Raw genomic sequence first — 13,206 nt, 5'->3', positions numbered from 1 at the left:
GGTCGGTCCGGCGGACGGCGAGGTCAAGGACCTCTACGAGATGGGCGAGATCCCGCCGCTGGGTCATGTGCCGGCCAAGATGTATGCCTGGGCGATCCGGCGCGAGCGCCACGGGCCCCCGGAGCAGTCCCACCAGCTCGAGGTGCTGCCGGTCTGGGAGATCGGCGACGACGAGGTGCTGGTCTACGTCATGGCCGCCGGCGTGAACTACAACGGCGTCTGGGCGGGGCTCGGCGAGCCGATCTCGCCCTTCGACGTGCACAAGGGCGAGTACCACATCGCGGGCTCGGACGCGTCCGGCATCGTCTGGAAGGTCGGCGCCAAGGTGAAGCGCTGGAAGGTCGGCGACGAGGTCATCGTCCACTGCAACCAGGACGACGGCGACGACGAGGAGTGCAACGGCGGCGATCCGATGTTCTCGCCGACCCAGCGCATCTGGGGCTACGAGACGGGGGACGGCTCCTTCGCGCAGTTCTGCCGGGTGCAGTCGCGCCAGCTCATGCACCGGCCCAAGCACCTCACCTGGGAGGAGGCGGCCTGCTACACGCTGACGCTGGCCACCGCCTACCGGATGCTGTTCGGCCACGCGCCGCACACGGTCCGGCCCGGCCAGAACGTGCTGATCTGGGGCGCCTCGGGTGGCCTCGGCGTGTTCGGCGTGCAGCTCTGCGCGGCGTCGGGCGCCAACGCCATCGCGGTGATCTCGGACGAGTCGAAGCGCGACTACGTCATGAGCCTGGGCGCCAAGGGCGTGATCAACCGCAAGGACTACAATTGCTGGGGGCAGCTGCCCAAGGTGAACAGCCCGGAATTCCATGCCTGGACCAAGGAGGCGCGGAAGTTCGGCAAGGCGATCTGGGACATCACCGGCAAGCAGGATGTCGACATCGTCTTCGAGCATCCCGGCGAGGCGACTTTCCCGGTCTCGGCCCTTGTGGTGAAGCGCGGCGGCATGGTGGTGTTCTGCGCCGGCACCACCGGCTTCAACATCACCTTCGACGCCCGCTACGTCTGGATGCGGCAGAAGCGGATCCAGGGCTCGCACTTCGCCCACCTCAAGCAGGCCTCGGCGGCGAACCAGTTCGTGCTGGATCAGCGGGTCGACCCGTGCATGAGCGAGGTGTTCCCCTGGGACAAGATCCCCCAGGCCCACACCAAGATGTGGAAGAACCAGCACCCGCCGGGCAACATGGCCTGCCTGGTCAACTCCCCGCGCGCCGGCCTGCGCACGGTCGAGGACGTGATCGAGGCCGGGCCGCTGAAGCGCTGAGGATGCCGGGCCCTGCCTCCGTCACCGGGTGGAGGCAGGGCCGGCAACCCGGCCCTTGCTCCCGACCCGGCCCGGCGCGACAAGGGCTGCGCCCGGACGACATCCCCGCCGAAACGGCCACCGATTCGGCGCGCGGGGACACGGGCACTGGGGGCGAGCGTGGCCGGCGACGACGATTCCTACGTGTATGACGAGGCGACCGGCGAGTGGCTCCCGCCCGGTGAGGCTGCCGCCACGGCGCCCGGGCGGGCGGCCGTCCGCGACGCGTCCGGCAACGTCCTCGCCGACGGCGATTCGGTCACGCTCATCAAGGACCTGAAGGTCAAGGGCGCGGGCCAGACCCTGAAGCAGGGAACGGTCATCCGGTCGATCCGGCTCACGGACGACCCGGAGGAGATCGACTGCCGCCACGAGACCATCAAGGGTCTCGTGCTGCGCACGGAATTCGTGCGCAAGCGGTAGCGCCGCTCCCCCGGCGGATCGGACCGGCTGCTACCGCCGCCGCGTCTCGTCCTGCGGCAGGTGCCGCCCGTAGGCCTCCTGCTTCTCAGCACGCTCCCGGATCAGGTCGGCATAGGCCTGCCGCATCTCGGGGGAGACGCTGACGCTCTTGCCCTTGGCCGCCTTGCGCTTGGGCGCCTTTTTGAAGGTGTTGTTCGTCTCGCTCATGCCGGGCTCCGCGGCGGACCATGGCGGCGGCGCGCGGCCGGCCGGCATCCCGATTCGGATTCCGGGCCGGCCCGCGAGGCCGGACCGTTGCCCTCTAGCGCATCGCGCGGCCGCGTGCACGGGACCGGCGCTGGTGTATCGGCAGGATTCCGATCTTGTGCGTCCCGTCCGGCACGCGGCAGGGTGCTCCGCCCGATTCGAGCGCCGGGCGTCCGGGGGTCGGCCATGGATTCGAGCGGGACAGCGCGCGGACGGATTCCGGGGCTCTCGCCCCCGCGGGTTCGGCGGAATGCTCTCCTTTCGGCCTTCCTGCTGGTCCCGGCTTCTGGGCTCGCCCAGGATCGGCCGCTTCCGGCCCGTCCCGCCCCGACCCGGCTCGCCCCGAAAATCGCGACCCCCGCCCGGCCCGGCGCGCCCGATCCCGCCTTCGACGCGACGAAGGCCGCCTTCGAGGCGCTGCCCGAGGCGGAGCGCAAGGCGATCCAGGACGCACTCATCTGGACCGGCGATTTCAACGCCGTGGTGTCAGGGGCGTTCGGGCGCCGCACCTTCGACGCGCTGACCGCCTATCGAAGCCGGGCCGGCGGGGCCGATCCTCTCGATCCGCGCGGCCGGGCTGCGCTCCTTGCGGCGGGGGAGGCGGCCAAGGCGGCGGCGCGCTTCCGGGTCGCCCCCGATCCCGGCAGCGGGGCGGTGATCGGCGTGCCCGAGCGCCTGCTCGCCAGGCGCACCGCCCTCCCCGCCGGCACCCGCTGGCAGAGCGCGGACGGGCGCGTGACCCTGGAGACCCGGGCGTTCCCGCCGGGGGGCGAGACCCTGGACACCCTGTTCGAGCAGGCGACCGCGCCGCTCCCCAACCGTAAGGTCACCTACACGCTGCGGCGACCGGAGTCCCTGGTGGTCACCGCCGAGACCGGGACCGGTCTATCCTATATCCGGTACGATGCCGGGCCGCAGGGCGTCCGCGGTTTCCTGATCGGCTACGACCGCGCGCTGGCGCCGGAGGTCGGCCGCCTCGTGATCGCGGTGGCCAATGCCTTCGCGCCGTTCCCGGCCCCCGCCGCCCCCGCCCCGGCGGCCGCTCCCGCGAGCGGGCCGTCCGCGGCTGCCGCGCCTCCGGCCCTGTGGGGGACGGGTCTCGTGGTCGCGCCGGGGCGCGTGCTCACCGCCTCGGCCGTGCTGGAGGGCTGCGCCACCCTCAGGATCGGCCCGGCTCCGGCCCGGGTTCTCGCCACCGATCCCGCGGGGCTCGCGCTCCTGGAGGCGCCCGGCGCCCCCGCCGCGATCCGTCCGCCCGTGCGGACCGATCCGCCCGCCGCCGACGAGGGCCTGATCGCACTGGCACAGGGCCCGGACGGAGGCCTCGCGGCGCCGGCGAAAGCCGTGCCGGGCGGCGTGGTCGCGCCGCTCCAGCCGGGTTCTGCCGGGGCGCCGGTGCTCGACGGGTCGGGCCGGCTCGTCGGACTCGTCGCCCGCTATCCCGCGGCGCCGCGCTCGGTCGCCGGCATCGTGCCGCCCGCGCGTCTTCCGCTGGTGCCGGCACAGGCTGTCTCGGACTTCCTCGCCGGCCAGGGGCTCGCCGAGGCGAAGCCGCACCGGGACGGTGGACCGGGTGCGGTCGTGCCCGCCCTCGTGGGGATCACCTGCCGATAGGTGACTGGCCTGATCCTGGGCGCGAGGAAACTGCTCTATCGGATTGCGGCGCCGGGATTTCTCCCGCCGGACCGTACGCCCGCAGCGGCGGCTTGCGCGTCCACCCGTTCCTACGGATCCCGACCCATGGTCGGGATCCGTGAGGTCCGGCCGACGACCGCCGCCGCGCAGGCGCCCGGACGGGTCTTACAGCCGGCCCGTGACCAGCAGCACGATCAGGATGATGAGCAGGATGCCGCCCAGTCCGAAACCGGGGCCGCGATAGGCGCCGCCGCCGAGGAAGCCGCCGCCGCCGAAGGCCAGGATGATCAGGATGATGAGCAGAATGGTGACGATGGACATAGATCGGACTCTCCGGACGGTCGCGCTGATGCGAGCGTGACCGTTCAAACGCTGCGACATTCCGTTCCGTTCAACGTCGAGCCAAGCTTTTGTGAGAAAAGTCCGGATGGGAACGCGGACCTCAGGCGTGCCAGTCCTGCAGCGGGTCCTGCGGCGCCTCGAGCCAGCCCGGCACCGGCAGGTTGCGTTCCGTGAGGAAGGCCGGGTTGAACAGCTTCGAGGCGTAGCGCGCAGCCCCGTCGCACAGGATCGTCGCCACCGTGTGGCCGGGCCCGAGTTCCCGGGCCAAGCGGATCGCCCCGGCGACGTTGATCCCGGACGAGCCGCCGAGCGACAGCCCCTCCTCCCGCATCAGGCCGAAGACGATGTCGAGGGCCTCCCGGTCCGGGATGCGGAAGGCGAGGTCCGGGGTGAAGCCTTCGAGGTTCCGGGTGATGCGGCCCTGGCCGATCCCCTCCGTGATCGAGGAGCCCTCGGCCTTCAGGGTGCCGGCGGTGTAGTGCGCGTAGAGGGCCGAGCCGTCCGGGTCGGAGAGCGCGATGCGCACCTGCGGGTTCCGGGCACGGAGGGCCGCGGCGGTGCCCGCCAGCGTGCCGCCGGTCCCGGCCGCGCAGACGAAGCCGTCGATCCGGCCGCCGGTCTGGTCCCAGATCTCGGGGCCGGTCCCGTCCAGGTGGGCCTGCCGGTTCGCGACGTTGTCGAACTGGTCGGCGAAGAAGGCCCCTGCCGGCTCGGTGGCGGCGAGCTTCTCGGCCAGCCGCCGGGCGACGTGGACGTAGTTGTTCGGGTTGGCGAAGGGGACCGCCGGGACCTCGACCAGCCGGGCGCCCGCCAGCCGCAGGGTCTGCTTCTTCTCCTCGGACTGGGTGACCGGGATGACGATCAGCGTCCGGTAGCCGCGCACGGAGGCCACCAGCGCGAGGCCGATCCCGGTATTGCCCGCGGTGCCCTCCACGATGGTGCCGCCCGGCCGGATCAGCCCCCGCGCCTCGGCGTCCTGCACGATCGACAGAGCCGCGCGGTCCTTCACCGACAGGCCGGGATTGAGGAACTCGGCCTTCCCCAGGATCTCGCAACCGGTCTCCTCGGAGGCGCGGCGCAGGCGGATCAGCGGCGTGCGGCCGATGGCGGAGAGGATATCGGGGAGGGCTTGGCGACTCGGTGCGGTCATGGGCGCGAGCCTAGGACGATCCGCTCGCGGCGGCGAGCCTCACCCGAACACATGCCCCCCGTTGATCCGCAGCCCCACCGGGTGGCCGGCCGGGTGGCGGATGCCGTCGAAATCCTCCACCGCCAGCACGCGGCCCTCGGCATCGATTACCTCGATCCGCTGCCGGCCCTGGCTGCGGTAGGAACTGCGCACGGTGCCGGACAGGTGGGCGCCCTCGGGCTCGGCGAGCTGCAGCTGCCACGGCCGCACGTAGAGTTTGACCGGGCCGATGAGGCCGGCCGGCGCCGCCACCGGCGTCTCCCGGCCCCGCACCCGCACGCGGCCGCCCTCGGCGATTGCCTCGACCTCGACGGAATCCCCCAGGAACTTCATCACCGTGGCGGAGGCCGGGTTCTCCTGCACCTCGTCCGGGGTGCCGACCTGCTCCAGGCGGCCGCGGTCGAGCACCGCGACCCGGTCCGACAGCTCCAGGGCCTCGTCCTGGTCGTGGGTCACGAAGATCGTGGTCTGGCCGGTGCGGTCGTGGATCTCGCGCAGCCAGCGGCGCAGGTCCTTCCGGACCTGGGCGTCCAGCGCGCCGAACGGCTCGTCGAGGAGCAGGACCCGGGGCTCGACCGCGAGCGCCCGGGCGAGCGCCACCCGCTGGCGCTGGCCGCCCGAGAGCTGCGACGGGTAACGGTCGCCGAAGCCCGAGAGCCGGATCAGGTCGAGCAGGTCGCCGACCCGGCGCTTGATCTCGGCCTTGGCCGGGCGCTCGGCCCGGCGCCGGGCGTTCAGCCCGTAGGCGATGTTGTCGGCCACGCTCATGTGCTTGAACAGGGCGTAGTGCTGGAACACGAACCCCACCGCCCGCTCCTGCACGGCCAGCCCCGTGGCGTCGTCGCCGCCGAACAGGATCCGGCCCCGGTCCGGCGCGTCCAGGCCGGCGATGATCCGCAGGAGGGTGGTCTTGCCCGAGCCCGAGGGGCCGAGCAGGCCGATGAGCTCGCCCGCCCGCACGTCCAGCGACAGGTCGTGCAGCACCGCCGCCGTGTCGAAGGTCTTCGAGACGCCCTCGACCCGGATCGCCGTGGAGGGGCGGTCAATGGGCGCGGCCGCCGGCAAGCTCGCCCGCGAAGCGCCACTCAAGGACGGATTTGAGGATGAGGGTGATGAGGGCAAGGACGGCGAGGAGCGAAGCGACGGCGAATGCGGCGACGAAGTTGTACTCATTGTAGAGGATCTCCACGTGGAGTGGGATGGTGTTGGTCAGGCCGCGGATGTGGCCGGAGACCACCGACACCGCCCCGAATTCGCCCATCGCCCGGGCATTGCAGAGGAGCACGCTGTAGAGCAGGCCCCAGCGGATGTTGGGTAGCGTCACCGTGCGGAACGCGTGCAGGCCCGAGGCGCCGAGCGTCAGCGCCGCCTCCTCCTCGGCCGAGCCCTGCTCCTGCATCAACGGGATCAGCTCGCGGGCGACGAACGGGAAGGTCACGAACACGGTCGCCAGCACGATCCCCGGCAGCGCGAACAGGATCTGGATGCCGTGATCGAGGAGCCAGGTGCCGAACAGGCCCTGCGAGCCGAACAGCAGCACGTAGATCAGCCCCGAGACCACGGGAGAGACCGAGAACGGCAGGTCGATCAGGGTGATCAGCAGCGACTTGCCGGGGAATTCGAACTTGGCGATCGCCCAGGAGGCCGCGAGGCCGAACGCTACGTTGAACGGCACCGCGATCGCCGCCACCGTGAGAGTCAGGCGGATGGCGCTCCAGGCATCGGGCTCCCGGAACGCCGACAGGAAGGCGTCGAACCCGTGCGAGAAGGCCTGCGCGAACACCGCAAACAGCGGCAGGACCAGGAACAGCGCCAGGAACGCTACCGCGATCCCGATCAGGACGATGCGGGTGGCGGCGCCTTCCGAGGCGGCCGGACCCGTCTTGGCGGCCGGCACGAAGGCGGGGGAGAAGATCTCAGACATAACCGAACCGCCTCCGGCTCCAGGCCTGGATCAGGTTGATGGCCAGCAGCGTCAGGAACGAGATGCCCAGCATGATCGTGGCGATCGCCGCCGCGCCGCCGTAGTCGAATTCGGCGAGCTTGATCACGATCAGCAGCGGCGCGATCTCCGACACGTAGGGCAGGTTGCCGGCGATGAAGATGATCGAGCCGTACTCGCCGACCCCTCGGGCGAAGGCTAGCGCGAAGCCGGTGAGCACCGCCGGGATCAGGGGCGGCAGCACCACCCGGGTCAGTGTCGCGAGCCGGGAGGCCCCGAGGGTGGCGGAGGCCTCCTCGATCTCCTTGTCGATCTCGGCGATCAGAGGCTGCACGGTCCGCACCGCGAAGGGCAGCCCGATGAACACCATGGCGATGAAGATGCCCACGGGCGTATAGGCCGCCTGGATCCCGAGCCGGGCGAGCGGCGCGCCCAGGAGCCCGTCGGGCGCGTAGAGCGAGGCCAGCGCGATCCCGGCCACCGCGGTCGGCAGGGCGAAGGGCAAGTCGACGGCCGCGTCGACGATCTTGCGGCCCGGGAAGCGGTAGCGGGTCAGCACCCAGGCCACCAGGAAGCCGAAGGCCGAGGCCGTGAGCGCGGCGAGCGCCGAGACGCCGAAGCTGAGACGCAGGGCACTGGCCACCCGCGGATCGGTGGCGACGTCCCAGATCCCGGCCGGCCCGAGGCCGGACGCCTTGGCGACCAGCCCGGCGAGGGGCAGCAGCACGACCAGCCCGAGGCAGGTCAGCGTGTAGCCGAAGCTGATCCCGAAGCCCGGGATCACGCTCGGGCGGCGGAAGGTCCATGTACGGCGCGGCGTCTCGACCATGGTTCTGAGCCTCAGCGGCCGGCCCGGCTCAGGCGGTCGAACAGGCCGCCGGCGTCGAAGTTCCGCTTCTGGATCTCGTCCCAGGAACCCTGCATGTCCTCGATCTTGAACAGCTTGATCTCGGGCAGCCGGGCGAGATCGGCCGGCGCGGCCGCCTCGCGGCGGATCGGCCGGTAATGGTGCTTGGCGAAGATCGCCTGCGCCCGGTCGCCGTAGAGGAAGTCGAGATAGGCCTGGGCCGCCTTGGTGGTGCCCTTGCGCCCGGCGTTGGCCGCCACGAGGGCGACCGGCGGCTCGGCGTAGATCGAGCTCGGCGGCGACACGATGTCGAACTTGTCGGCGCCGAATTCCTGCAGCACGAGGTAGGCCTCGTTCTCCCAGGTCGGGAGCACGTCGCCGAGCCCGCGCTGCGCGAAGGTCACGGTGGAGCCGCGGGCGCCGGTGTCGAGCACCGGCACGTTCCTGTAGACCTGCCCCACGAAGGCGTCGGCCTTGGCGGCATCCCTGTCCTGGCCGTAGGCGTAGCCCCAGGCGGCCAGGAAGTTCCACCGCCCGCCCGCCGAGGTCTTCGGGTTCGGGGTGATCACCTTCACGTCGGGCTTGGCGAGGTCGGCCCAGTCCTTGACGAGCTTGGGGTTGCCCTTGCGCACCAGGAACACCACCGTCGAGGTGTAGGGCACGGCCTCGTTCGGCAGCTTGCTCCGCCAGTCCTCCGGGATCTTGCGGGTGAGCCTAGCGATGGCGTCGATGTCGGAGGGAATCCCGAGCGTGACCACGTCGGCGTCGACGCCGTCGATCACCGTGCGGGCCTGCGCACCCGAGCCGCCGTGGGAGGCGCGCACCGTGATGGACTCCCCGGTCCTGGCCTTCCAGTCCTCGGCAAAGACGGCGTTGATCTCGCGGTAGAGTTCGCGGGTCGGATCGTACGAGACGTTCAGGAGCGCGGTCTCGGCCGAGGCCGGCAGCGATCCGGTGCAGAGGCCGACAGCGGCCATCATCGACAGGCCGATCGCCCAGGCCGATCCGCTCCGTGCCGCACCGTTCTTCATCACGCCCGATCCCCCAGCCGTCGGCAGGTGTGCCGCAGGGGCGACTGCCCCCGGAGGCCTTGGATCGTTCGTTTTATCGAACGGAGTCAAGTCTCCGGTGCGTGATCACGCCGCCGTGCGCCGGGCGCAAGATCGGTGGATCCGCTCGAAACGCAAGCGCGATCAGGGGTGTGCCGCATGAGAACGCATGGATCTTCTCCCGCCTCGGACGCATGCAGAAGAAAGTCGGCGTCTCGGGCGGGTTTCGCAGAACGAACGATCCGGCGTGCGCTGACGCACGCGGTGCATCCCGGTCCGGATGGCGGGATCGCGATCGCGGAGCGGCTAAAGCTTCGCCTTCCCGAGCTGCGCGATCAGCGCCTCGAGGCGTTGGCTGACGGGTGCCGCAAGGGTGTCCGCATAGTGCGTGCGCAAGGTCTGGCCGAGATGGCGCCGCACGTTCGGGCTGAGCGCGGCTGCGGCGGCGGCGGGCTCCGCGTCGGACGGACGCTCCGGATGCGTCTTCGTCATGATCCCGAGTCTCCCGTACGCTACGGGCAAAGAGTGGCAAGGCTTGGTTAAGAAGCCGTCACCCGGGCCGTCGCGAACCGGAACTGGCGGCGTGAGGGATACGTTGCCCGGTATGACCTCGCATGCATACCGGAGCGCCCCTGTGTCCCGCTCGATCCCCGTGACGATGCTGGCGCTCCTCGCCCTGGCGGCGGCAAGCGCCCCCTGCCTCGCCCAGACGAAACCCGGCGAGATCAAGGGCATCGACGCGATGGGCGACAAGTCCCGCAGCGCGCAGGACGGCTGGAGCCAGGCGCCCGTCCCCCGGGAGCAGTCGGCGGCCAAGGACGCGCCGAACCCGGGCGGCCATTCCACCGACGAGAATGCCAACCGGCCGGTCCCGAAGGCGGAGACCGGCGGCTCGTCCGCGACCGAGCCTCAGGCGCCGTTGGAGCACCGCACGGCGAGCCCGTCCGGGGCGAATCCGGCAATGCCATCGAAGTAAAAAAGGTGTTTCTTTTCCGGATGATCATCCTCGGGCGGACGTGCTGCTCCACCTGAAACACGTCGACTTGATGTGTCACGCAACCGCACTTGCCTCGCATACGCTTTTTTGGGACACCCTGGAATTATACCAGATCGCTTTTTGGTGAGGCGAAGATGACTGTCCAGGTCTCAAGGCGTGGCCTGCTCAAGGGGGCCGGCGCCGGCCTTGCGGGCGGCTCGCTCGGTGCGCTCGGCTTCGGCGGGCTCGAGCCGGCGATGGCGGCCGCGGTGCGGCCGTTCAAGCTCGCGCAGATGCGCGAGACCCGCAATACGTGCCCGTATTGCTCTGTCGCCTGCGGCGTCATCCTGTACAGCCTCGGGGACCGTTCCAAGAACGCACGCTCCTCGGTGATGCACATCGAGGGCGATCCCGATCACCCGGTCAATCGCGGCACGCTCTGTCCGAAGGGCTCGGCGCTGCTCGACTTCGTGCACGCCGAGACGCGCACCAAGTACCCGCTCCACCGCGCCCCCGGCGCCTCGGAGTTCAAGCGCGTCTCCTGGGACTTCGCGCTGGACCGGATCGCGACGCTCCTGAAGGAGGATCGGGACAAAAACTTCAAGGCCAAGAACGAGGAGCTCACGGTCAATCGCTGGACGACGATGGGCTTCCTGGGGGCCTCGGCCACCACCAACGAGACGGCGTGGCTGACCTACAAGACAGTCCGCAGCATGGGGGCCCTGGTATTCGACAACCAGGCCCGCGTTTGACACGGTCCGTCGGTCGCCAGTTTGGCGCCCTCCTTCGGACGCGGTGCGATGACCAACCTCTGGATGGACATCAAGCACGCGGACGTGATCACCGTGATGGGCGGCAATGCCGCCGAGGCGCATCCGTGCGGCTTCAAATGGGTCGTCGAGGCGAAGGCCCATAACAACGCCAAGCTCATCGTCGTCGACCCGCGCTTCACCCGCACGGCGTCGGTGGCCGATCTCTACTGCCCGATCCGGCAGGGGACGGACATCGCGTTCCTGTCGGGCGTCGCCAAGTACCTGCTCGACAACGATAAGCTGCAGCACCGCTACGTCGCCGCCTACACCAACGCCGGGTACGTGGTCCGCGAGGGCTACGACTTCAGCGAGGGGCTGTTCGCGGGCTACGACGCGGACAAGCGCGATTACGACAAGACCACCTGGGACTACGAGATCGGTCCCGACGGCTACGCCGTGGTCGACGAGACGATGCAGCACCCGCGCTGCGTGATGCAGCTCCTGAAGAAGCACGTCGCGATCTACACGCCCGAGATGGTCGAGACGATCTGCGGCTCGCCCAAGGAGACCTTCCTGAAGGTCTGCGAGCTGATGGCGACGACGGCCTCGCCCGAGCGGTCCATGGCCTCGCTCTACGCGCTCGGCTGGACGCACCACTCCAAGGGCTCGCAGAACATCCGTTCGATGTGCATCGTCCAGACGCTGCTGGGCAATATCGGCGTGCTCGGCGGCGGCATGCAGGCGCTGCGCGGCCACTCCAACATCCAGGGGCTGACCGATATCGGGCTGATGAGCAACCTGCTCCCCGGCTATCTCAACCTCCCGGTGGAGAAAGAGCCGACCTACGGCGACTACATCGCCAAGCGGCAGTTCAAGCCGCTGCGCCCGGGGCAGACGAGCTACTGGCAGAACTACAACAAGTTCTTCGTCTCGTTCCAGAAGGCGATGTGGGGCGATCACGCCACCAAGGAGAACGACTGGGCCTACGATTACCTGCCCAAGCTCGACGTGCCGACCTACGACGTCCTCCGTGGGTTCGAGCTCGCCAAGCAGGGCAAGATGACGGGCTACATCATCCAGGGCTTCAACCCGCTGATGTCGTTCCCGAACCGCGCCAAGATGACGGAAGCCTTCTCCAAGATGAAGTTCATCGTGGTGATGGACCCGCTCAAGACGGAGACGGCCCGCTTCTGGGAGAACCACGGCGAGTACAACGACGTCGATCCGACCCAGATCCAGACCGAGGTGTTCGAGCTGCCGACCACCCTGTTCGTGGAGGAGGAGGGCTCGCTCTCGAACTCCAGCCGCTGGCTGCAGTGGCATTGGCAGGCGCAGGATGCGCCGGGCGAGTGCCGCTCGGATATCGAGATCATGTCGGGGATCTTCCTCCGCATGAAGGCGGCCTACCAGAAGGATGGCGGCGCGTTCCCGGACCCGATCGTCAACCTGAAATGGGACTACGCGATCGCCGAATCGCCGACGCCGACGGAACTCGCCCGTGAGCTGAACGGCTACACGGTGGCGCCGACGCCGGATCTCAACGGGGCGATCATCCCGGCGGGCAAGCAGGTCGACGGCTTCGCCCAGCTCAAGGACGACGGGACCACCGCCTGCGGGTGCTGGATCTACTCGGGCTGCTACACCGAGAAGGGCAACACCATGGCCCGCCGGGACAACAATGATCCCGGCGACCGCGGCATCGCGCCGAACTGGGCCTTCGCGTGGCCGGCCAACCGGCGCGTGCTCTACAACCGGGCGTCCTGCGACCCGGAGGGGCGGCCCTGGTCGGAGAAGAAGAAGCTCATCGAGTGGAACGGCAAGCAGTGGATCGGCTTCGACGTGCCGGATTACGGCGTCACCGTCGCGCCCGATAAGGGCGTGGGGCCGTTCATCCTGAACCAAGAGGGCGTCGCCCGCCTGTGGACCCGCGGCCTGATGCGCGACGGGCCGTTCCCGACGCATTACGAGCCGTTCGAGTCTCCCGTAGCCAACGTCGCCTTCCCGAAGATCAAGGGCGCCCCGGCGGCCCGCATCTTCAAGGACGACCTAGCCGATCTCGGCGACGTGAAGGAGTTCCCCTACGCGGCGACGAGCTACCGCCTGACCGAGCACTTCCACCAGTGGACCAAGCACGCCCGGATCAACGCGATCCTCCAGCCGGAGGCCTTCGTGGAGATCTCGGAGGAACTCGCCCGTGAGAAGGGCATCACCAAGGGCGGCTGGGTCCGGGTCTGGTCGAAGCGCGGCTCGCTCAAGGCCAAGGCGGTCGTGACGAAGCGGATCAAGCCGCTGATCTGTGACGGCAAGCCCGTCCACGTGGTGGGCATCCCGCAGCACTGGGGGTTCATGGGCCTGACCAAGAAAGGATGGCACCCGAACTCGCTGACGCCCGTTGTGGGCGACGCGAACACCGAGACGCCGGAGTTCAAGGCCTGGCTCGTGAACATCGAGCCGACCACGCCTCCGTCCGACGCGGTCGCCTGAGGGGAGCTGACA

The 13,206-nt window shown here is 69.8% G+C and carries 13 protein-coding genes; 5 read left to right on the top strand and 8 right to left on the bottom strand.

All coding sequences use genetic code 11. The features are described 5' to 3' along the window. Nucleotides 1–1,270, top strand: a 1,270-nt coding sequence (gene ccrA, locus Q8W67_RS20215) for a crotonyl-CoA carboxylase/reductase (protein WP_305549190.1), incomplete at its 5' end; no start/stop codon positions are given. A gap of 159 nt (nt 1,271–1,429) precedes the next feature. Beyond that, nucleotides 1,430–1,732, top strand: coding sequence for an alkylphosphonate utilization protein (locus tag Q8W67_RS20210; RefSeq protein ID WP_305549187.1), 303 nt, complete (start codon nt 1,430–1,432; stop codon nt 1,730–1,732). Nucleotides 1,733–1,762: 30 nt separating this feature from the next. On the opposite strand, the gene Q8W67_RS20205 is transcribed toward Q8W67_RS20210, so the two are convergent. After that, a complete protein-coding gene (locus tag Q8W67_RS20205) occupies nt 1,763–1,939 on the bottom strand; it encodes a hypothetical protein (protein WP_305549184.1) in 177 nt (58 codons plus the stop codon). Between the two features lie 225 nt (nt 1,940–2,164). Between Q8W67_RS20205 and Q8W67_RS20200 the strand changes: the two genes are divergently transcribed. After that, nucleotides 2,165–3,592, top strand: coding sequence for a serine protease (locus Q8W67_RS20200; protein ID WP_305549181.1), 1,428 nt, complete (start codon nt 2,165–2,167; stop codon nt 3,590–3,592). A 186-nt stretch (nt 3,593–3,778) separates the two neighbouring features. Here the strand turns inward: Q8W67_RS20200 and Q8W67_RS20195 are convergent, their stop codons facing one another. From Q8W67_RS20195 to Q8W67_RS20165, 7 genes are all read right to left on the bottom strand, one after another. Beyond that, a complete protein-coding gene (locus Q8W67_RS20195) occupies nt 3,779–3,934 on the bottom strand; it encodes a DUF3309 domain-containing protein (protein WP_305549178.1) in 156 nt (51 codons plus the stop codon). 121 nt (nt 3,935–4,055) lie between these two features. Further along, a complete protein-coding gene (locus Q8W67_RS20190) occupies nt 4,056–5,105 on the bottom strand; it encodes a cysteine synthase A (RefSeq protein WP_305549174.1) in 1,050 nt (349 codons plus the stop codon). A 39-nt stretch (nt 5,106–5,144) separates the two neighbouring features. Further along, on the bottom strand, nt 5,145–6,170 hold the full coding sequence (locus Q8W67_RS20185; RefSeq protein WP_305549207.1) for a sulfate/molybdate ABC transporter ATP-binding protein: 1,026 nt from the start codon (nt 6,168–6,170) through the stop codon (nt 5,145–5,147). A gap of 16 nt (nt 6,171–6,186) precedes the next feature. Continuing rightward, complete coding sequence (gene cysW / locus Q8W67_RS20180; protein WP_305549171.1) at nt 6,187–7,068, bottom strand: sulfate ABC transporter permease subunit CysW; 882 nt, start codon at nt 7,066–7,068, stop codon at nt 6,187–6,189. Continuing rightward, entirely contained in the window at nt 7,061–7,915 is an 855-nt protein-coding gene (gene cysT / locus Q8W67_RS20175; RefSeq protein WP_305549168.1) for a sulfate ABC transporter permease subunit CysT, read from the bottom strand. The genes cysW and cysT overlap by 8 nt, the downstream gene beginning before the upstream one ends. A gap of 11 nt (nt 7,916–7,926) precedes the next feature. Further along, a complete protein-coding gene (locus tag Q8W67_RS20170; RefSeq protein WP_370693916.1) occupies nt 7,927–8,913 on the bottom strand; it encodes a sulfate ABC transporter substrate-binding protein in 987 nt (328 codons plus the stop codon). A gap of 375 nt (nt 8,914–9,288) precedes the next feature. Next, nucleotides 9,289–9,474 carry a hypothetical protein gene (locus Q8W67_RS20165; protein WP_305549163.1) on the bottom strand — a complete coding sequence of 62 codons (186 nt, stop codon included), beginning with the start codon at nt 9,472–9,474 and terminating at the stop codon, nt 9,289–9,291. Between the two features lie 142 nt (nt 9,475–9,616). On the opposite strand from Q8W67_RS20165, the gene Q8W67_RS20160 reads away from it, so the two are divergent. Together Q8W67_RS20160 and fdnG are read left to right on the top strand one after the other, a co-directional pair. Continuing rightward, nucleotides 9,617–9,958, top strand: coding sequence for a hypothetical protein (locus tag Q8W67_RS20160; protein ID WP_305549160.1), 342 nt, complete (start codon nt 9,617–9,619; stop codon nt 9,956–9,958). 155 nt (nt 9,959–10,113) lie between these two features. Beyond that, complete coding sequence (gene fdnG / locus Q8W67_RS20155) at nt 10,114–13,194, top strand: formate dehydrogenase-N subunit alpha (RefSeq protein ID WP_305549157.1); 3,081 nt, start codon at nt 10,114–10,116, stop codon at nt 13,192–13,194. The last annotated feature ends 12 nt before the right edge of the window (nt 13,195–13,206 follow it).

This window comes from Methylobacterium sp. NEAU K (assembly GCF_030700285.1).
Taxonomy (GTDB): Bacteria; Pseudomonadota; Alphaproteobacteria; order Rhizobiales; family Beijerinckiaceae; genus Methylobacterium.
The sequence above is the reverse complement of the archived record's forward strand: the minus strand, read 5'-3'. Positions and strand labels throughout refer to the sequence as shown.